Consider the following 19,810-nt stretch of genomic DNA (forward strand, 5'->3'; position numbering starts at 1 on the left):
GTCAACCGTGAACCGCAAACCCGGAAGGGGCGGCGCGGGCCGCCTCTTCCCCGCGCCACCGGGGCGGGAGGAGGGCAGGTGAGCATAGCAGGCATCGTGGCCAATCCCGCGTCCGGCAAGGACATCCGCCGCCTGGTGGCCCACGGCAGCGTGTTCGACAACCAGGAGAAGGTGCGCATGGTGCGGCGGTTGATCCTCGGCCTGGAGCAGGCCGGGGTCTCGCGCGTGCTGTACATGCCCGACGCCTACGGCATCGTGCCCCGGGCCCTGAACGCCATCGAGCCGGGCATCCCGGTGGAGCCCATCGGGATGCGCCTGACGGGCACGCAGGAGGACACGGTGCGGGCCGCGGAAATCATGGCCGCGCAGGGCGCGGGCGTCCTGCTGGTGCTGGGCGGCGACGGCACCAGCCGCGCGGTGTGCAAGGGCACGGTGTCCGTGCCCCTGGCGCCCCTGTCCACGGGCACCAACAACGTCTTCCCCGTGATGGCCGAGGCCACCGTGGCCGGGCTGGCCGCCGGGCTGGTGGCCACGGGCCGGGTTCCGCCGGAGGCGGCCTGCACGCGGGCCTGCATGTTCGAGATTCTGGTGGACGGCGAGGCCGTGGACGTTGCCCTGGTGGATGCGGCGGTCTTCGACGGGGTCTTCATGGCCTCGCGCGCCGTGTGGGAGATGGAGCGGGTGCCGCAGGTCTTTTTGACCCGCTGCCGGGCCGACGCCATCGGCCTGTCCTCCATCGGCGGCCAGCTCACGCGCATCGAACCTCAGGACCCCCGGGGCCTGGCCCTGGAGCTGACCACCGGCCCCGGGGCCCTGGCCACGGTCACGGCGGCCATCGCCCCGGGCATGTTCGCGCGCGTGGGCGTGGACCGCGCGACGCCCATGCTGCCCGGGGAGATCCACGAGGTGGGCGTCGCGCCCTGCATCGTGGCCGTGGACGGGGAGCGCGAGGTGGAGGTGCGGCGCAGGAGCCGCGCCGCGGTGCGCCTGACCACGGACGGCCCCCGGGTGGTGGACGTGGCCCGGGTCATGGATCTGGCCCGGGAACGGGAACTTTTCATCAACCGGCAGAGCGAAAAAGCGGGAGAAACACCATGAGCGAACCATTGAAGGCGGCCTTCATCTTCATCGCCCCTCAGGGCGACCCCGGGACCCACAGGAATTGGGTGCTCACGGACCAGGTCCATCTGTTGGCCGTGGCCGTGGGCTCCTACGACCAGGCCGAGGCCCTGGCCAGGGAACTGGTGGACGACGAGGGCATCGCGGCCATCGAACTCTGCGGCGGCTTCGGCAACGCGGGCGCGGCGCGCGTGGCCGCGGCCGTGGACGTGCCCGTGGGCGTGGTGCGCTTCGACGTGCACCCGGGCCTGGGCAACGTCAGCGGGGATACGCTGTTCGGCTGAGAGCCGGGCGGGGATATGAAAAAGGGCCGGGACCCGCGCGGGTTCCGGCCCCGTGTTTTGTCCGGGGTCAGGACGGAGCCAGGACGTGGCGCTCGGTGACGAAGCAGGTGAAGTGCCCCCGGAACACGGGCTTGCCCTCGCAGAAGGCCTCCACCTCCACCTGGTGCTTGCGGCCCTCGGCCGGGTCGCAGGCGGCCCTGGCCTCCACGGTCTGGCCCGCGCGCACGGGCGCGAGAAAGCGCGTCTCGGCCGAGCCCAGCACCACGTTGGGGTGGTTCACGGCCAGCATGGCCGCGTAGTCCGCCAGGCCGAACACGAACCCGCCGTGCACCAGGCCGCTGGCGTCGGCGGCCATGCAGGGCAGGGTTTCAAGGCGCACCACGCAGTGGCCGGGGGCCAGTTCCACGGGCGTGCCGCAGAGGGTGGCGTCGATGGCATGGTGGGTTCGCACGTCGAGCTTCGTCATCCAAGTCTCCGTTGGAGTTCGGCCCTCCCAAGAGGGCTCAGTCGTAGAGGTCGTCCACTTCCTCGAATACGTTGTGCATGTACATCATCTTGGGCGACCCGCCCATGGAGATGGCCAGCATGGCCGCCTGCAGGACCTCCTCCTTGGTGGCCCCCAGGCTGGCCGCCCCCTGCACGTGCAACGAGATGCAGGGCGCGCACTGGGACATCATGGCGCAGGCCGTGAGGATCAGCTCCTGGGTCTTGTGGTCGATGGGACCGAACTGGCCGATTTGCTTGGTGAAATCGAGGTAATGGGTGAACACGTTTTCGGCCCGCTGCTGCATCCTGGCAAGGGTCTGCGATGCCTGTTCCGCTGCATCCATGGCGTTCTCTCCTGGGTTGAAGGTTGGTCCATGCCCGGGATGAGCAAGGACTATGCCTCGGGAGAACGTCTGGATGGTTTGCCGATATATCTTTTAATTACAGCTTGTTTCATTGTTCATGCCCGGCGCGCCGCCGTGGGCGGCGGGGGCGGTGGTCGAAAATGGAACAGCGCCCCGGCGTCCTAGAACAGGCAGTCCAGGAAGGCGGGGAGCTCGACTCCGCGCAGGTAGTCGCCGAGAGGGACGCCGTGCAGGCGATGGGCCAGGGCGTCGCGCTCGTGGCGGCAGCCCAGGAGCTTCCCCTCCAGTTCCGCCACGTCGCGGACCCCGAAATAGTCTCCGAACAGGCGCACGCCCCGGATGACCCCGTCGCGCACCTCCAGATGCGCCTCCAGCACCCCGCCCGGGGTGCGCGTGGAGCGGGTGAAGCCGTATTTGGGCGAATGCCCGTAGTTCCAGTCCCAGGTGCGGTATCTGGCCTCGGCCAGGGCGTCGATGGCCCCGGTCTCGCCCGGGGCCAGGGACAGGTCGCCGCCAGCCGCGTCCTCGGACACCAGGGCCATGAGGCGGGTGATGAACGTCTCCACGTCCATGGGCTCGGGCAGGTGGCTGGCGATGTTGGTCACGCGCTTGGCCACGCTCTGCACGGCCTTGTCGCGGTATTTCTCGGGATCCACGCGCAGGGCCCCGGAGAGGTCCGCGATCTCGGCGGAAAAGAGCAGGGTGCCGTGGTGCAGGACCCGGCCCCCGGCCACGTGCTGGGCGTTGCCCGAGAATTTCCTGCCATCCATGACCAGGTCGTTGCGCCCGTCGAATTCGCAGGGCGCGCCCATGGCGCGCAGGGCCGCGAGGATGGGCTCGGTGAAGCGGCCGAAGTCCAGGTCCGGCCCGCCGCGCGCGAGGCTGATGAAGGTGAAGTTCACGTTGCCCAGGTCGTGGAACACGGCCCCGCCCCCGGTGAGGCGGCGGATGACCGGGATGCCCCGCTGGCGCACGAATTCCTCGTCGATCTGGGACAGGGTGTTCTGGTTACGGCCCACGATGACGGCCGGGGCGTTGCGCCAGAGCATGAACACGTCGCGGTCCGTGTTGGCGAAAAGCCATTCCTCGGCCGCGAGGTTGAAGGCCGGGTCCGTCCCTGTGTTGTGGATGAAGCGCATGCGTTTCCTGTGGTTCGTGTCCGGCGGGGAGGCCCGCGATCCGTTTCCGGCATACGGGGAAGCGCGCCGAAAGGCAATGCGCAGGCGAAAACCGCCGCTTGACAGGGGGTGGGGCTGAATATAGGTTTCCAACTGACGCGGGCTGTCCGGGCCTATTCCCGCGTCGGTCGGGAACCATTCATGATCCTGTGCGATCTGCATTTCCATGCCAACATCGGTGACGGCGGCGGCAGGAGGAATCTCCTGCGGCTCAGGCGTTGTGCGGCCGGTTTCCAGCGCCACGGCCTGCACTGCGTGGCCTCCACGGAGCACGCTTTCAAGCAGCCCCTCACGGCCTACCTGCGTCTGGCCGAGGCCGCACGGGACACGGACGCCGCCATCCTGCCGGGGGTGGAGGAGGTCAGCGCCGAGGGCGTGGAGATCATCTTCCTGTTCCGGGACGAGGACGCCCTGCGCCGGGGCCTCGCGGCCACGCGCACCTTCTTCTGGCCCGTGCGCGACGTGGGGCGCATGGCCCGGGACATGGGCGCGCTGGCCCTGGTGCCGCACCCCTTCCACATCGGCCGCACGGGCGCGGGCCGGGTCCTGTCCCGCCGGGACTACCTGAACCTGCTGAACGACGTGGACTACGTGGAGATCCACAACGGCTCGGCCCTGAACATCAGCCACCGCATGCACGTCAGCCGCATCACGCCCCTGTTCCCCAACACCGTGGAGAACCTCGGGCTGACCCTGGACCTGCCCCTGCACCTGCGCGGCGGGCAGCATACGGGCTGGTCCGTGGGCTCCGACGCCCACCACCCCGGGCAGCAGTACATCGTGGGCCGCACGGAGCACGAGCCCGCCCCGGGCGAGGCCGTTTTCGACCTCCTGGCGCGGCGCGTCCACTTCACCCCCCATATCCTGCAGCGTGTCAGCCCGCAGGCCTCGCGCAACTGCTGCACCATCCTGCGGGAATTCCAGAGCGTGCTGCGCGAGGGCGCGGCCAAGCGCTGCAAGCGCGCCCTGGCCCTGGCCCAGGACGCCGTGAACCTGTAGTAGCCGCCGGGCCGTCGGCACGCAACGCACGAGGGGCGCCCCGGATCGGGACGCCCCTCGTGCGTTGCGCGTCTGTGAATGCCCGGGGCCGGGTTCAACCCGTCCAGAAGGGCTGCACGATGAAGTAGAGCCCGATGAGCGCGACCACGCCCCCGGCCAGGCGCCGGAAGGCGCCGCTGCCCCTTTGCCAGGCGCTGTTGTCCAGGAGGCGGCGCACCAGGGCCGTGGAGCTGCCCGCCACGGCGATGGGGATGCAGTGCCCCAGGCCGAAGAGCAGGATGTACAGCGTGCCCCGGAGGAGTTCGCCCTGGACGGTGATGATGGCCAGGATGGGGGCGATGAAGCCGAAGGTGCAGGACCCGGACAGGACGCCGTAGGCCAGGCCGAGAATGAACGCGCCCGATGCCCCCCGGACCTTCAGCCCGGCCATGAGGCCCCCGGAGACGGAGCAGGCCGCCACCCCGAGCATGTCCAGGGCCAGCCAGACCAGCACCAGCCCCACCAGCACGGTCCAATAGGGGCTGATCTCCCCCATCATGGAGCCGAGCCAGGAGCAGATCACGCCCACGGCGGCGATGGTCAGGAACAGCCCGCAGGAGAACAGGACCGCGTACAGCGCCGCGAGGCGGCCCTCCACCAGCCGCCGCTGCCCGCCCACGTAGCCGACTATCAGCGGGATGGAGGCCAGGTGGCACGGGCTGAACAGGACGCTGACCATGCCCCACAGCAGGCTGCCCAGGGCCGCCAGCAGGGTCCCGCCCGTGATCCAGGCGTTGATGGTGACGAACAGCGAATCCATGGGGCTATTCCACTCCCAGCCGGGCGAGCTTGGCCTTGATGGCGTCCTCGGCCAGGAAGCCCTGGTGCCTGTCCACTTCCTTGCCTGCGGCGTCGTAGAAAATCTGCGTCGGGATGAGCTGGATGTCGAACATCTCGCCCGCGCGGCGGTTTTCCCAGACGTCTATGAACCGGATGGCCGCCCGGCCCCGGTACTCCGCTTCGAGCTTGTCCAGGATGGGAGCCATCATCTTGCAGGGGATGCATTTCTTGGCCCCGATGTCGACCAGGGTGACCATGCCCTGCACGGGTACGTCCTCGGGGGCCACTTCCAGCTGCCCCGCCCTTGCCGGTGCGGAGAGGGAAATCAGGATGGCAAGGACGATCGTGGCCGTCAGGCGCATGGCGATGGGCGGCGCAGAGCGGTGTTTGGCGGGCAAGCGTGGCTCCTGTGGGCGTGGCGCCCGTGGGCGCAATTATATTTGGCAAAATTGCCAAACGTAAGATATCCGAAATCCTGGCCAAGTCAAGAAACGGGTCCCGGACCATGGCCGGGACCCGTTTCGAGCGGGATTCGCGGGGCGGCCCGTCGGCCTTGCCCATCAGTCTACCCCACCATTTTTTGCGGGAGGTAGAAAACCAGCTCCGGGAACAGGGTCACGATGATGACCATGAGCACCATGATCAGGAAGAAGGGGAAGGTGGCCACCAGGATGGAGCGCACGTCCTCGTGGGAGATGTGCTGGATCACGAAGATGGAGAAGCCCACGGGCGGGGTGATCTGGGACAGCTCGACCATGAAGACCACGAAGATGCCGAACCACAGCGGGTCGAAGCCCGCGCCCACCACGATGGGCAGGACGATGGGCAGGGTCATGACCACGATGGAGATGCCGTCCAGGATCATGCCCAGGACCACGTACATCAGCCCCAGCACCAGCATCAGCATGTAGGGCGACAGGCCCAGCCCGGCGATGTAGCGGGACAGGGCCGTGGCGATGCCCAGAAAGCCCACCACCTGGGACAGGAACGCCGCCCCGGAGATGATGAAGCAGATCATGCCGCTGGTCTTCACGGCCGAGCGGAAGGCCTCCATGAGGCCCTTGACGGTCAGGTTCCGGAACCAGGCCGCGATGCCCACGGCCCCCACCACGCCCAGGGCCGCGGCCTCGGTGGGCGTGGCCAGGCCCGCGTAGATGCCCCCGAGCACGATGACGATGAGCAGGAACACCGGGAACAGGTCGCGCAGGCTGCGCAGCCGGTCGCCCCAGGTGTAGGTCTCGTCGGACTCGGGCACCAGCCCGGGCTTCATGGCGCAGCGCAAGGCGATGAAGGCGGAATAGACGCCCGCCAGCATGAGCCCCGGCAGAATCCCGGCGATGAACAGCTGGCCGATGGAGGTGTCCGAGAGGATGCCGTAGATGATCATGATCAGGCTGGGCGGGATGAGGAAGCCCAGGGTGCCCGACCCGGCCAGGGAGCCGATGGACAGGCTCTTGTCGTAGCCGCGCGAGGAAAGCTCGTTGTAGGTGATCTTGCCCACCGTGGCCGTGGTGGCCGCGCTGGAGCCGGACACCGCCGCGAACAGGGAGCAGGCCACCACGTTGATGTGGTACAGCCGCCCGGGAATGGCCGAGAGCCACGGCACCAGGCCGTTCAAGAGCCTGGTGGAGATGGACGTGCGGTAGAGGATCTCGCCCATGAGGATGAACAGGGGCAGGGCCGACAGGGACCAGGAATTCATGGAGTTCCAGACCGAGTTGGCCATCAGGTCGCCAATCTTGTTCCACACGGACATGGTGGGCGGCAGGTTCAGCTTGCAGATGAGCATGCCGAAGACGGCGGTGGCGTAGAGGGAGAAGCCGATCCACAGGCTGCAGACCAGAAGAAGCGCCATGAACAGGACCAGGCAGATGGTCAACAACAGGGGATCACTTATCATCGAGGAGCCTCTTGGCCACGTAGGCCGCGCACTGGAGCAGGAACAGGAGGAGCCCCAGGGGGATGAACAGCTGCGGAATCCAGAGCGGGGTTTCGGAGATGGAGTCCGCGGTCATTTCCAGGCCCCAGGTTTCATAGACCATCTGCACCGAGAAAAAGAGCAGGAACGCCGTCAGCGCGCAGGCCGCCAGCCCGCAGAGGATGTCCGCCACGCGCCGGGCCCGCCTGGGCAGGTGGATGTACAACAGCGTGATGCGGATGAAGCCGTTCTCGCGCATGGTGTAGGACAGGCCGAAGAGCACCAGCCCCACCAGGGCGTAGCCGCCGTATTCGCTGGCCACCAGGGTGGAGGTGTTGAAGAAGGCGCGCAGCACGGTTTCCAGCAGGATCAGCCCCACGATGAAGACCATGCCCAGGGAGGAAAGGAGGGCCCCCCCCGCGGAGAGGCCCTCGATGAAGCGAATGATTGTCCGCATGGACTTACTTGCCAAGGTAGGCATCCAGGGCGGCCTTGGTGTTTTTCTTGGCCCCGGCCTTGAACTCGTCGAGCATCTTGCCCGCGTTGGCCTTGAGCGCCTTCATCAGCTCGGGGGAGCCGTCGGCGATGGCCATGCCGTTGTCCTTGAGCGCCTTCAGGGACTCGTTGTTGCTGTCCATGGAGGCCTGCCACTGGTGCTGCTCCACCTCGGCGGCGGCCTTGAGCATGGCGGCCTGCTGGTCCTTGGACAGGGCCTTCCAGTAGTCCAGGTTGACCACCAGCATGTTCAGGGGGTGGGCGTAGTAGATCTTGGTGAAGCTGCCGAGCACTTCCCACATCTTGCCGTCCTTGCCGGACACGGCCGACGTCAGCACGGAGTCGGCCAGGCCGGTCTGCAGGGCGGAGTACAACTCGCCCCAGGGCAGGCTCATGGGGCTGGCCCCGGCCATGGACAGGAAGGTCGCGCCGTTCTTGTCGTAGGTGCGGATCTTGAGGCCCTTCAAGTCGTCGATGGTGTTGACGGGCTGCTTGGTGATCAGGCCGCTGGGAGGCCAGGGCGCGGCGTAGAGCAGCTTCTGGTTCCACTTGGCGCAGGCCTTCTCGTAGTAGGGCTTGGCCGCGTCATAGAACTTCCTGGCCTCGTCGTAGCTGTCCACCACCAGGGGCATGGAGCTCAGGCCGAAAATCTGCTCGGAGCCGGCCACCACGCCCATCAGGATGTCGGACATGGGCAGCACGCCGTCCTTCACGGCCTTGAGGAGCTCGGGGCCCTTGAAGCCCAGGCTGCCGCCGGGGTGCACGGCGATGGTCACGGAGCCGTCCGTGTACTTGTTCACCGTGTCGGCGAAGAGCACGGCGCCCTGGGAGTGGAAGTTGCTGGCGCCGTAGATGGCGTTGCAGTCCATCTTGACCGTGTCGGCGGACAGGGCCGGGATGGCCGAGCCGAGAATAAACAGCGTCAGGAGAACGAATTTCTTGAGCACCGTGGACTCCTTGGGGTTAGAAATGTGTATTGAGGCGTCCGGGCGGATGGCCGGACGCGGTTGCCCGTGTGCACGCCATAAGTAAAGCAAGGACGATGCCATGCGCCCGGGGCGCGGCATTCCTTGGGATACGCTGCATAAATGATGGGAAACCGTATTCAAGTTGGACAATAATGTCCAAAAAATAATGGGCAAGTACTGAAAATTGTCATAAAGATCGGAGCGCGCGCACGAGGGAGCCCCGGCCACCGCTTGCGCGGGCCCGGGGGCGCGAGTGGAATGCTCCTTGCTTGATGAGGCGGTCCCGGCGGCGTCCCTGCCGCCCTGCCAACCAGCCCACAGACCTGTCGCGGAGGAAGATCGATGCTCATTGTCGGAGTGGATACGGGCGGAACCTTTACGGATTTCATATACAAGGACGGCGACTCCTGGGGAGTGCACAAGCGCCTGTCCACGCCCCGCGACCCGTCGGAGGCCGTGATCCGGGGCCTGGAGCACATCGCCGCCGGGCGGCCCGTGTCCGTGGTCCACGGCTCCACCGTGGCCACCAACGCCATCCTGGAGCGCAAGGGCGTGAAAACCGCGCTGATCACCAACGCGGGCTTCGAGGACGTCATCGAGATCGGCCGCCAGAACCGCCGCGAGCTGTACAACCTTTCCTACCGCCGCACCCCGCACATCGTGCCGCCCGAACTGCGCTTCGGCGTGCCCGGGCGCGTGGACCAGCGCGGCGGGATCGTGGAGCCCCTGTCCCGGGAGAGCCTCGCGCCTGTGCTCGCGGCCCTCAAGGAACAGGACGTGGAGTCCGTGGCCCTGTGCCTGCTCTTTTCCTTCCAGAATCCGGAGCACGAGAACCTGGTGCGCGAGGCCCTCACGGAGCTGGGCCTGCCCGTGTCCGTGTCCCACGAGATCCTGGCCGAGTTCCGCGAGTTCGAGCGCACCTCCACCACGGCCATCAACGCCTACGTCTCGCCCAAGATGTCCAAGTACCTCACGCGGCTGCAAAAGGCCGTGGGCGGGCAAACCCTGCGCATCATGCAGAGCAACGGCGGCTCCATCTCCGCGGAGACGGCCATGAGCGAGTCCGTGCGCACCATCCTTTCCGGCCCGGCGGGCGGGGCCGTGGGCGCCCACGCCATCGGGCGCATGGCGGGCTGCGAGCGGCTCATCACCTTCGACATGGGCGGCACGTCCTCGGACGTGGCCCTCATCGACGGGGAGCTGCCACTGACCCTGGAGTCGTCCATCGAGGGCTATCCCGTGAAGGTGCCCATGATCGACATCCACACCGTGGGCGCGGGCGGCGGGTCCATCGCGCGCCTGGACGCGGGCGGGTCGCTGACCGTGGGCCCGGAGAGCGCGGGCGCTGACCCCGGGCCCATCTGCTACGGCAAGGGCTCGGAGATCACCGTCACCGACGCCAACCTCTACCTGGGCCGCCTGATCCCCGAGCATTTCCTGGGCGGCGAGATGACCCTTCAGACCGACAAGCTGAACGCGGCCATGGAGGACATGGCCGCGCGCGCCGGGCTCTCCCCCGTGGAGCTGGCCGAGGGCATCCTGGACATCGCCAACGCCAACATGGAGCGGGCCATCCGGGTCATCAGCGTGGAGCGCGGCTTTGATCCGCGCGAGTTCACCATGTTCTCCTTCGGCGGGGCGGGCGGCATGCACTGCGCCTTCCTGGCCAAGCTGCTGACCATCCCCAAGCTCTTCGTGCCCAAGAACCCGGGCATCCTCTCGGCCGTGGGCATGGTCATGGCCGACGTCATCAAGGACTACTCCCTCACGGTGATGCGCGACCAGCACAACGCCACGGCCGGGGACATCGCCGGGCTCTTCGCCCCCCTGGAGGCCCAGGGCCGCGCGGACCTCATGGCCGAGGGCTTCGCCGAGGCCGACATCCTGGTGGAGCGCTATCTGGACATGCGCTACCGGGGCCAGTCCTTCGAGATCATCGTGCCCTTCGGCGACGACTGGGTGGAGCGCTTCGCGGCCCTGCACGAGCAGAAGTACGGCTACCGCAACCCGGACAAGACCGTGGAAGTGGTCAACATCCGCCTGCGCACGCGCGGCCTGCCCCAGAAGCCGGAATTCCCCGAGGCCGGGGAGCTGGCGGACGCCATGCCCGGGGCGGCGGTCCTGGGCGAGACCGAGACGGTCTTCGACTCGCGCCCCACCCGGACGCGCATCATCGACCGGGACAAGCTCCTGCCCGGCAACCGCGTGGACGGCCCGGCCATCCTGGTGGAGTACAGCTCCACCATCGTCATCCCGCCCTTCGCCAAGGGCCGGGTGGACGCCTGGGGCAACCTGATCTTCGACATCGACTAGGGGCCGGTCCCGGCCCGGGGAACAGATATGAAAGCGAATCCCATCCTGCTGGAAGTGTTCAAGAACCGCTTCGCGGCCATCTCCGAGGAGATGGGCGTGACCCTCACGCGCACGGCGTTCTCCCCGAACATCAAGGAGCGGCGCGACTTGTCCTGCGCGGTGTTCGACGCCGCAGGGGACATGATCGCCCAGGCCGCGCACATCCCCGTGCACCTGGGGTCCATGCCCCTGTCCGTGAAGTCGGCCATCGAGGCCGTGGACTTCGCGCCCGGGGACATGGTCATGCTCAACGACCCCTTCAAGGGCGGCACGCACCTGCCGGACATCACCCTGGTGGCCCCGGTGTTCGAGGAGGGCGCGGACGCGCCCGCGTTCTACGTGGCCAACCGCGCGCACCACGCGGACGTGGGCGGCATGGCCTCGGGGTCCATGCCCCTGTCATCGTCCCTGTACCAGGAGGGCATCATCATCCCGCCCACCAAGGTGGTGGAGGGCGGCGAGATGGTGGGCCCGGTGATGCGCCTGATCCTGAACAACGTGCGCACCCCGGTGGAGCGCGAGGGCGACTTCGCGGCCCAGGTCATGGCCAACGTCACGGGCGTGCGGCGGCTCGGCGAGTTGATGGCCAAGTACGGGCGCGAGACCGTGGATTTCTATGCGGGGAGCCTGGTGGACTACGCCGAGACCTTCTGCCGCAAGACCGTGGCCGCGCTGCCCGACGGCAGCTATTCCTTCACCGACGTCATGGACGGCGACGGCCTGGAGGATAGGGACGTGCCCATCTCCGTGACGCTCACCGTGCGCGGGGACGAGGCCGAGCTGGACTTCACGGCCTCGGGCGACCAGGTGGGCGGCAGCGTCAACGCCGTGCGCTCCATCACCCTTTCGGCCGTGCTCTACGTGTTCCGGTCGCTGATTCAGGGCGACGTGCCCACCAACGCGGGGATATTGAAGCCGCTGACCGTGCTCACGCGCAAGGGCTCCATCCTGGACGCGAAGTTCCCGGCGGCCGTGGCCGGGGGCAACGTGGAGACGTCCCAGCGCGTGGTGGACGTGGTCTTGGGCGCGCTGGCCCGGGCCGTGCCAGAGCTGATCCCCGCGGCCAGCCAGGGCACCATGAACAACATGACCATCGGCGGCATGGACGAGCGCACGGGCCTGCCGTTCGCCTACTACGAGACCCTGGCGGGCGGCATGGGCGCGTCGGCCAAGGGCCCGGGCGAGAGCGCGGTGCACTCGCACATGACCAACACGCTGAACACGCCCGTGGAGGCCCTGGAATACAGCTACCCCTTCCGCGTGAACACCTACGCGGTGCGCCGGGGCTCGGGCGGCGCGGGCAGGCACCCGGGCGGCTCCGGCCTGGTGCGCGAGATCGAGCTGCTCTCGGACTGCGAGATCACGGTCCTCTCCGAACGCCGCGACCACGCCCCCTACGGCCTGGCGGGCGGCCAGCCCGGCCAGCCCGGCTTCAACGTCCTGATCCGCGACGGCCAAACCCTGCCCCAGCCGGGCAAATTCTACACCCCGTTGAAAAAAGGCGACATCATCCGCATGGAAACCCCTGGCGGCGGGGGCTGGGGGGAGTAATTCTACAATCTGGCTGAGGGTAACGTTCTGCTGCAAAGGTAATAACGAGGGCTTCAAGCTAATGCTTGAAGCCCTCGTTGCGTGTGGCGACAGGGCAACGCTATAGGCATCAATTATATCGTAACATTAAAATTATCTGTATTGTTGGCCCAGTGTTGTAGTCTAACATTCGGATAAGGGGCGATTTAGTTGGAAGGTTGCTATCTGGATAAGAATAATTAGAAAAAGTGGTTGCCTGATTATGAACTGATAGACTATGGGGGTATTCGTTTATGACATCAAAAGTTGCATTATGCGATATTAAAAGACAGCTTTTTAGTTAGCTACAAGCGTAAAAAATGTGCAAGGGGGGATTCCATGCCGAGCCTTTACGTACCAATTCTTCAGACAAAAGCTGGTGAATTTAAAGGGCTAGCTGCGCTCGAAGCTGATCTCGCGGGGAACATGATTCCGTTGTTTGAGGTCCAGAAGGAACTTTTTGCTAAGACAAAGAAACGAGTCACACAGGAAGACATTCTGGGCCACGCCATTGATTCGTTTGGCGTCGCGTGGCCACATCCTGGGACCATTTTTCTGGATGGAGTGCGTTTGTCTCCGCAGTTGTTTCCGTGGCTTCCGGCTATCATTCATGTCCTTGCGAGCGTAGGCGGAGCGCCTATCCCTGTCACAGGCTTGGAGAGGTCACAGGAGGAAAAGGCCGCTGTGCGGGAATTGATGCCTCTCACAAATGGTGAGGTTTGCTTCCGAATCAAGGTTGGCAACGCGTCACTGCTTGCAATAAATGACGGCCTTTCTAGCTTGCTTGCCTTGCTCGGCGTTCAGCCAGGCAACGTACACCTTGTTTTTGACCTTGGTGCCGTGCCACCGCTCATGTTTGGCGCTCCTCAGACCGTCGTTGGCCTCGTGAACGGCGTTGCCCATCTGCGGGAATGGAAGACTTTTACCCTCGCGGGCACAGGCTATCCGGAAACGCTAAATGTACGGCCGCAGGACTCGGCTCTGCTTCCTCGTAACGCATGGATACTGTGGACCCAGATGGTAAAAGGGGGAGGTCTTATGCGGAGGCCCTCTTTTGGAGACTACGCCATTAGTTCTGCTGTGCCCTTCGATTTTGAGCCGTACATGGATGTCTCAGCGAAGATTCGCTACACAACGGACGAACATTGGTTGGTTGTTAAGGGCAAGAGTACAAAGCGGAATGGATTCGAGCAGTACCACGATCTTGCAAAACAGGTCGTGGAACGGATCGAATACTGTGGCCCTATGTTCTCGGAGGGGGATAGATATATTGACAACTGTGCCCATCATCGCACGAGGGGGCCAGGCAACTCGTCGACATGGGTCGAGGTTGGTGTGAATCACCATCTGACGTTTGTTTCAAGGCAACTCGCCAATTACCTCGTGCTTTAAGCGCTTGGCGGACAGCTTGGTTCAGAGATTGCTGGTCAAGTTCCTCAGCCAGCCTAGCCCAGAGAATTTTGCGAGGTTTGTTGTCCTGTCCGTCGATGCCATGCCGGTGTAAGAGTTCCAATGCCTCATGCTTCCAGAGAAACGAGGCCAAAACAAAGGAATCCACACTTTGGTTAGCTGCCCCAGTGCGCACTTTATTTAAAATTATTTCGCCTCGATGGCTTTCTGCCAGGATCACGCCCCACCATGCGGGTAGCATTTCAAGGGCGTGTTCCAAGTGTGCCATGCCGACAACCAAAGTCGCTGTGTCTAGTACTTGACTATAAAGTTCAATTTGTCGAGGCAGGCGTTCAAGAGTGTCTTTGTCACTTTTGATTTCATAGCCATGAATTTGACCATTAATTACTGCAATATCTACACGGGTCGCTCCGTTGCAAAGGCCTAGTTCGTCAAGAACTAATGACCCATCCGAGTGGAACCCGGCGAGCATGGTTGAATGGAGCGCCTGTCGAATATCTTGATCTCGCATTGTCGCACCTGTCCGAAGACTTTATGGGGTGAACGCGTAGAAAAGCAAGCAGCTATCTGCCTTTTCTATGGTCTAGACCCCAAAAAAGTCATCGGCAAAAAGAGAACGCCCATTTGATAGTGACTATGTAATTATTGTAATCAGCTGGATACATAGAGAAATATTATAAATATAGTAATAATCGAAAAAGGGCTTACGGTTTTCACCGTAAGCCCTTGATCTTCATGGTCGGGATGAAAGGATTTGAACCTTCGACCCCTTGAACCCCATTCAAGTGCGCTCCCAGACTGCGCTACATCCCGACGGAGTCTCACGCGCTGTTGCGCGCGGGGAAGGAATACCTAGAGCTTCGACGCGGGAAAGTCAACCCTGTTTTGCGGGGCGTGCGCAATTAGTGGAAACGGTTCGCTAGTCCTTGCAGGGCGGCTTGCGCGTCCATTCGATGAAGCCCCAGACCGAGAGGCAGGTGTAGACCGCGAAGAGGAAGGCCTGGGCGTAGATTTCGTTGCGGATGTTCACGGTGATCCAGCCAGCGTTGGCCACCACGAAGAAGGCGTAGCCCATGCGGCTCTTCTTCACGGTCAGTATCACCCCGGTGATGCTCAGGCAGGTCAGTATCCACGTCAGCGCTGTTTCCATGGCTATCTCCCTGTTTGGCCCGAGCATACGACACAAGGCCGCGAAAGGCAGCCCTCGCGCACCCCAAGGTCGCGCCCCGCGCCAAAGAAAAACCCCGGCCGGGCCGGGGTTTCATGTCTCGGAATTTCTGAGCAGCTTGCGCAGCTCCAGGAGCTCGTCGTGCAGCTCCCGTTTCAGGGCGTCCACCTTGGCGTCGGGGTTGGCCTCGTCCGCCGCGCGCTGGTCCAGCTCCAGGCGCTTGCGCGCGCCCTCGATGGTCAGGCCCTCGTCGTGCAGCAGGTACTGGATGCGCTTTAACAGCTCCAGGTGCCCGTCGTTGTACAGGCGTTGGCCCTTGGGGGTGCGGATGGGCCGGATCTGGGGGAATTCGCTCTCCCAATAGCGCAGCACCGACGTGTTCAGGTCCAGCAGCTTTGCGGCCTTGCCGATGCGGTAGGTCCTGCCCATGCGGTTCCCCCTTGCGCGGCTCCCGCCGCGCTTCCCGTGCGTCCGGCCTCGCGGCCTAGATGCGGACGGGCAACGCCTTTTGCAGCTCCGCCACGACCTTGGCGTGGCGCTTGTCCACTTCCTTGTCCTTGAGCGTGCGCTCCTTGTGGCGATAGGTCAGGCGCACGGTGACGTTGCGCTCGTCCCCGCCCTCGGGCACGAACAGGTTGACCATGGCCACGTCCTCCAAGAGGTCCACGCCCATGTCCTCTACGGCCTTGACGATGGCGCCCACGGCCAGCCCCTGGGGCGCCATGACCGTGATGTCGCGGCGCACGGGCGGGAACTTGGCCAGGTCCGCGAACCCGGGCGCCAGCCCCTCGTGCAGGACGCGCAGCCGGTCCACGTCCATCTCGGCCAGCCAGACCTCGCGCCGTGCGTTATAGCGGTCCGCCGCCTCGTCGCGTACGCGGCCCAGATAGCCCAGGACCTCGCCCCCCAGGACGGCCCTGGCGCAGGGCGAAAGATACGGATGGTCCGCCACGGTCTCGTAGTCGGTCCCGGGCAGGCCCAGGCCGGCGACGAGGTGCTCCACGAGGCCCTTGACGTCCTCGTAGCCCGCGAACTCGTCCTCGGGCCAGGGCCAGCGCTCGCGCTCGCGGCGGCCGTAGACCAACAGGCCCAGGCGGATGGATTCCGTGACCGTGGTCTCGGAGGCCGCGTCGGCCTCGAAGATGTGCGCCACCTCGAACAGCCGCAGCCGCCGCGCCCCCTGGCCCACGTTGGTGCGCACGTTGCGCAGGAGCCCCGGGGCCAGGGCCGTGCGCATCACGTCCTGGTCCTCGGACAGGGGGTTCATCACGGCCACGCGGTTTTCAACGGGCAGGCCCAGGAGGTCCAGCTCGTCGCCGCCCACGAAGCTGTAGTTCACGGCCTCGCGCAGGCCCACGCCCTGCGCCCAGTGCTTGAGGCGCATGTTGAAGGCGAAGCGGGTGTCCTCCTGGCCGATGGTCTCCAGGGACTTGGACACGCGCGGCAGCACCGCGGGAATGCGGTCCATGCCGTGGACGCGCGCCAGCTCCTCGATGAGGTCCACCTCGCGCTCCAGGTCCAGGCGGTGGCTCGGGGCCTCCACCTGCCACAGGGCGGGGTCGGAGGAGTCCACCTTGCAGCCCAGGCCCGTGAGGGTGGTGTCGCAGAAGTCTTCGGAAAGTTCGATGCCCAGCAGCTTCTCGGCGCGCTCGCGGCGCAGGACCATGGTCTTGTTGGCCCAGGGCCGGGGCTCGTTCACGCACGCCCCGGGCAACAGCGTGCCGCCCGCGTATTCGGCCATCATGGAAGCGGCGCGGTCCAGGCTGTAGCGGGCCATGGCCTGGTCCACCCCGCGCTCGAAGCGGTAGGAAGCCTCGCTGGGCAGGCTCTGGCGGCGCGCGGTCTTGCGGATGGTGGGCGGGTTGAACACCGCCAGCTCCAGGAAGACGTTCTTCGTGCCGTCGTGGACCTCGGTCTCCTCGCCGCCCATGACGCCCGCCAGGCCCACGGGCCGCTCGGCGTCGTAGATCATCAGGTCCGAGGCCGAGAGGGTGCGCTCCTGGCCGTCCAGGGTGGTGAACTTCATGCCCTCGTCGGCCTGGCCCACGCGGATGGCGGGGCCCTTGAGGAGGTCCAGGTCGTAGGCGTGGTTGGGGTGGCCCATCTCGAACATCAGGTAGTTGGACACGTCCACCACGTTGCTGATGGGCCGCTGGCCGCAGGCGATGAGCCGGTAGCGCATCCAGGCCGGGGCCGGGCCCACGGTGATGTCCTTGATCACGCGGCCCTGGAACAGGGGGCACTGGGCCGGATCGTCGATGGCGATGTCCACCATGCCCGTGCAGTCCGGGCCGGATTCCTTGAGCTCCAGCCTGGGCAGGGTCAGGGGCAGGCCGAAGGCCAGGGCCGCCTCGCGCGCCAGGCCCAGCACGGAGTTGCAGTCCGCGCGGTTGGGGGTCACGCTGATGTCGAAGACCACCGTGTCCAGGTTCAGGGCGTCGGCCAGGGGCGTTCCCGGAACCAGGGCCTCGTCCAGGATCATGATGCCCGCGTGGCTGTCGCCCAGGCCCAACTCGTCCTCGGCGCAGATCATGCCCATGGAGGGCTCGCCGCGCAGCTTGGCCTTCTTGATGGTCACGCCGCCGGGCAGCTGTGCGCCCACCAGGGCAACGGCCACCTTCTGGCCCTGGGCCACGTTGGGCGCGCCGCACACGATGGGCAGGGGGTCGCCCTGGCCCGCGTCCACGGTGCACACCGAGAGCTTGTCCGCCTCGGGGTGCGGCCCGCACGTCAGCACGTGGCCCACCACCACCTTGTCCAGGTGCGCGAAGGGGTGGACGATCTCTTCCAGCTCCAGGCCGAGCATGGTCAGCTTGTCGCCCAGTTCCTGGTCCGAGCCCTCAAAGGGCACGAATTCCTTCAGCCAGTTCAGAGAAAGCAGCATGGTCCTATGGCCTCCGTCGGCCGCGATGCGGCCGCGAGATTGTACGAATGTCCGGTTCGGAAGCGGACTCGGGGGGTGCGCTCGGGCGCTTGGCCCCGGCGTCCGGCAAGTCGTCCTGCATATCCTCTATCCGGACGGTTTTCAACCGAGCCGGGCGGGACGGCCTGCGCCGACCCGCCCGGAACGGGGAAAGGCATTATGAGGGGCCCGGCCCCGGCGCTCAGGCGCGCTTGCGGCTTTTGCCCACCGCGAATTTCTTGGGCTCCAGGCGGTACTTCTTCACCTTGTAGTTGATGATCCTGTAGCTGGCCTTCAAATCCCGCGCGGCCTGCAGCATGTTGCCGCGCGCCTTTTTCAGGGCGTCCACCAGGATCTCCTGCTCGAAGCGGGCCACGGCCTCGCCGAAGGACAGGTTGGTGTCCGTGGCCGAGCTCTCGGCGGTCTGCAGGCTGGGCGGCAGGTGGTAGGTGCGGATGACCTCCTCGTCGCAGACCAGGACGGCGCGCTCCAGGCAGTTGGCCAGCTCGCGCACGTTGCCCGGCCAGTGGTACTGGCTGAGCAGGTCGATGGCCGGGGTGGAGATGCGGCGCACGCTCTTGCCGTATTCCTCGGAGAACTGCTGCATGAAGTGCTCGGCCAGGGGCAGGATGTCCTGGCGGCGTTCCCTGAGCGACGGAATGAAGATGGGGAACACGTTCACGCGGTAGAACAGGTCCTCGCGGAAGGTGCCCTCCTCAAGCATGCTCTCCAGGGGCCGGTTGGTGGCGCAGATCAGCCGCACGTCCACCTTGATGATCTGTTCGCTGCCCAGGCGCTGGATTTCCTTCTCCTGGATGGCGCGCAGCACCTTGGCCTGGGCATCCAGGGACAGCTCCCCGATCTCGTCCAGGAACAGGGTGCCGCCGTCGGCCAGCTCGAACATGCCCTTCTTGTTGGCCACGGCCCCGGTGAAGGCGCCCTTCTGGTGGCCGAACAGTTCGCTTTCCACCAGGTCAGCGGGCAGGGCCGCGCAGTTCAGCTTGATGAGCGGCTTGGTCTTGCGCGGGCTCACGCTGTGGATGGCCTCGGCGAAGAGTTCCTTGCCCGTGCCCGACTCGCCGCGCAACAGCGCGGTGGCGCGGCTGGGGCCCACCTGGGAGATCTGCTGCAGGACCATGCGGATGGGCTTGGACGCGGCCACGATGTTGGGGTGGCTGTAGCCGTCCCCGCCCGAGACCACGCCCTGGGCCAGGAGGTGGCGCTGCATGGCCATCTCCTCCTGCAGGGAGGCTACTTCCTTGGCGACCATGGAGGCCACCACGCCCAGGAACTCGCAGTCCACGGACAGCTCCTCGGCCGTGGCCGCGGGCACGTCCACGGACAGGGTGCCCAGGATGTCGCCGTCCTTCTGGTCCAGGCTGCGCACGGGCACGCAGATGAAGCCCAGGCGGCTCATCTCTTCCTTGGTGCGGCCGAAGGCCAGGTTCAGGAAGTCCTCGTCCTCCCTGATCACGGGCACCACCACAGGGGTGCCCGAGTTCATGACCCGGCCGGTCACGCCCTGCCCGGGCTGGTAGGAGACCTGGGAATACTTCTGCGACCCGTAGGTCACGGACAGCTTCAGGGAGTTGGTCTCCGGGTCGAAGATGGTGAGCAGGGCCCGCTTGTACCCGTGGTTTTCGCACAGGATGCGCAACAGGGCCTTGAGCCCGGTCTGCATGGCCCGGCGGGGGGCCATTTCCTCGAGCACCTTGCGTAGCGTATGGAAATAGCCGCCCAGGGTCTCGCTGGAAACGCTGACAGTCATAAACGCTCCG

18 protein-coding genes, 1 tRNA gene and 1 pseudogene are annotated in these 19,810 nt (G+C 65.7%); 6 read left to right on the forward strand and 14 right to left on the reverse strand.

Features of this window, described 5'->3' with window-relative positions:
• Window positions 1-78 precede the first annotated feature (78 nt).
• Both ACYYG1_RS04560 and ACYYG1_RS04565 read left to right on the forward strand, forming a co-directional pair.
• On the forward strand, window positions 79-1,098 hold the full coding sequence (locus ACYYG1_RS04560; protein ID WP_461209102.1) for an ATP-NAD kinase family protein: 1,020 nt from the start codon (window positions 79-81) through the stop codon (window positions 1,096-1,098).
• Window positions 1,095-1,403 carry a DUF6506 family protein gene (locus ACYYG1_RS04565; protein ID WP_461209103.1) on the forward strand — a complete coding sequence of 103 codons (309 nt, stop codon included), beginning with the start codon at window positions 1,095-1,097 and terminating at the stop codon, window positions 1,401-1,403. The genes ACYYG1_RS04560 and ACYYG1_RS04565 overlap by 4 nt, the downstream gene beginning before the upstream one ends.
• Window positions 1,404-1,470: 67 nt before the next feature.
• On the opposite strand, the gene ACYYG1_RS04570 is transcribed toward ACYYG1_RS04565, so the two are convergent.
• The 3 genes from ACYYG1_RS04570 to lplA form a co-directional block, all read right to left on the reverse strand.
• Entirely contained in the window at window positions 1,471-1,869 is a 399-nt protein-coding gene (locus ACYYG1_RS04570; RefSeq protein WP_461209104.1) for a PaaI family thioesterase, read from the reverse strand.
• 37 nt (window positions 1,870-1,906) lie between these two features.
• Window positions 1,907-2,233 (reverse strand): carboxymuconolactone decarboxylase family protein, encoded by a 327-nt coding sequence (locus tag ACYYG1_RS04575; protein WP_461209105.1) that lies wholly within the window; start codon window positions 2,231-2,233, stop codon window positions 1,907-1,909.
• A 182-nt stretch (window positions 2,234-2,415) separates the two neighbouring features.
• The gene (gene lplA, locus ACYYG1_RS04580; RefSeq protein ID WP_461209106.1) at window positions 2,416-3,393 is read right to left on the reverse strand and encodes a lipoate--protein ligase; all 978 of its coding nucleotides are present in this window, start codon (window positions 3,391-3,393) and stop codon (window positions 2,416-2,418) included.
• A gap of 180 nt (window positions 3,394-3,573) precedes the next feature.
• Between lplA and ACYYG1_RS04585 the strand changes: the two genes are divergently transcribed.
• Window positions 3,574-4,431, forward strand: a complete 858-nt coding sequence (locus ACYYG1_RS04585; protein WP_461209107.1) for a PHP domain-containing protein — start codon at window positions 3,574-3,576, stop codon at window positions 4,429-4,431.
• A gap of 94 nt (window positions 4,432-4,525) precedes the next feature.
• Here the strand turns inward: ACYYG1_RS04585 and ACYYG1_RS04590 are convergent, their stop codons facing one another.
• From ACYYG1_RS04590 to ACYYG1_RS04610, 5 genes are all read right to left on the reverse strand, one after another.
• A complete protein-coding gene (locus tag ACYYG1_RS04590) occupies window positions 4,526-5,230 on the reverse strand; it encodes a cytochrome c biogenesis CcdA family protein (protein ID WP_461209108.1) in 705 nt (234 codons plus the stop codon).
• Window positions 5,231-5,234: 4 nt separating this feature from the next.
• Window positions 5,235-5,648 carry a thioredoxin family protein gene (locus ACYYG1_RS04595; RefSeq protein ID WP_461209109.1) on the reverse strand — a complete coding sequence of 138 codons (414 nt, stop codon included), beginning with the start codon at window positions 5,646-5,648 and terminating at the stop codon, window positions 5,235-5,237.
• 167 nt (window positions 5,649-5,815) lie between these two features.
• Window positions 5,816-7,150: a TRAP transporter large permease gene (locus tag ACYYG1_RS04600; protein ID WP_461209110.1), complete on the reverse strand. Its 1,335-nt coding sequence runs from the start codon at window positions 7,148-7,150 to the stop codon at window positions 5,816-5,818.
• Window positions 7,140-7,625, reverse strand: a complete 486-nt coding sequence (locus ACYYG1_RS04605) for a TRAP transporter small permease subunit (RefSeq protein WP_461209111.1) — start codon at window positions 7,623-7,625, stop codon at window positions 7,140-7,142. The genes ACYYG1_RS04600 and ACYYG1_RS04605 overlap by 11 nt, the downstream gene beginning before the upstream one ends.
• Before the next feature lie 4 nt (window positions 7,626-7,629).
• Window positions 7,630-8,610, reverse strand: coding sequence for a TRAP transporter substrate-binding protein (locus tag ACYYG1_RS04610; RefSeq protein ID WP_461209112.1), 981 nt, complete (start codon window positions 8,608-8,610; stop codon window positions 7,630-7,632).
• Window positions 8,611-8,973: 363 nt separating this feature from the next.
• Between ACYYG1_RS04610 and ACYYG1_RS04615 the strand changes: the two genes are divergently transcribed.
• The 3 genes from ACYYG1_RS04615 to ACYYG1_RS04625 all read left to right on the forward strand — a co-directional run bounded on the left by ACYYG1_RS04615 (window position 8,974) and on the right by ACYYG1_RS04625 (window position 13,944).
• Window positions 8,974-10,944: a hydantoinase/oxoprolinase family protein gene (locus ACYYG1_RS04615; protein WP_461209113.1), complete on the forward strand. Its 1,971-nt coding sequence runs from the start codon at window positions 8,974-8,976 to the stop codon at window positions 10,942-10,944.
• 27 nt (window positions 10,945-10,971) lie between these two features.
• Window positions 10,972-12,534 (forward strand): hydantoinase B/oxoprolinase family protein, encoded by a 1,563-nt coding sequence (locus tag ACYYG1_RS04620; RefSeq protein WP_461209114.1) that lies wholly within the window; start codon window positions 10,972-10,974, stop codon window positions 12,532-12,534.
• A 357-nt stretch (window positions 12,535-12,891) separates the two neighbouring features.
• Window positions 12,892-13,944: a beta family protein gene (locus ACYYG1_RS04625; protein WP_461209115.1), complete on the forward strand. Its 1,053-nt coding sequence runs from the start codon at window positions 12,892-12,894 to the stop codon at window positions 13,942-13,944.
• A gap of 49 nt (window positions 13,945-13,993) precedes the next feature.
• Here ACYYG1_RS04625 and ACYYG1_RS04630 read toward each other — a convergent pair.
• The 6 genes and pseudogenes from ACYYG1_RS04630 to ACYYG1_RS04655 form a co-directional block, all read right to left on the reverse strand.
• Window positions 13,994-14,473, reverse strand: a pseudogene (locus tag ACYYG1_RS04630) (sce7726 family protein); the annotation flags it as partial.
• A gap of 225 nt (window positions 14,474-14,698) precedes the next feature.
• Window positions 14,699-14,775, reverse strand: a tRNA-Pro gene (locus ACYYG1_RS04635).
• Between the two features lie 106 nt (window positions 14,776-14,881).
• Window positions 14,882-15,112, reverse strand: coding sequence for a nicotinamide mononucleotide transporter (locus ACYYG1_RS04640; protein WP_461209116.1), 231 nt, complete (start codon window positions 15,110-15,112; stop codon window positions 14,882-14,884).
• A gap of 111 nt (window positions 15,113-15,223) precedes the next feature.
• A complete protein-coding gene (locus ACYYG1_RS04645) occupies window positions 15,224-15,559 on the reverse strand; it encodes a MerR family transcriptional regulator (protein ID WP_461209117.1) in 336 nt (111 codons plus the stop codon).
• Window positions 15,560-15,614: 55 nt separating this feature from the next.
• Entirely contained in the window at window positions 15,615-18,014 is a 2,400-nt protein-coding gene (gene pheT, locus ACYYG1_RS04650) for a phenylalanine--tRNA ligase subunit beta (protein WP_461209118.1), read from the reverse strand.
• A 220-nt stretch (window positions 18,015-18,234) separates the two neighbouring features.
• Window positions 18,235-19,800, reverse strand: a complete 1,566-nt coding sequence (locus ACYYG1_RS04655; protein ID WP_461209119.1) for a sigma-54-dependent Fis family transcriptional regulator — start codon at window positions 19,798-19,800, stop codon at window positions 18,235-18,237.
• Between the last annotated feature and the right edge of the window lie 10 nt (window positions 19,801-19,810).

The organism is Desulfocurvus sp. DL1XJH-121 (assembly GCF_054819825.1).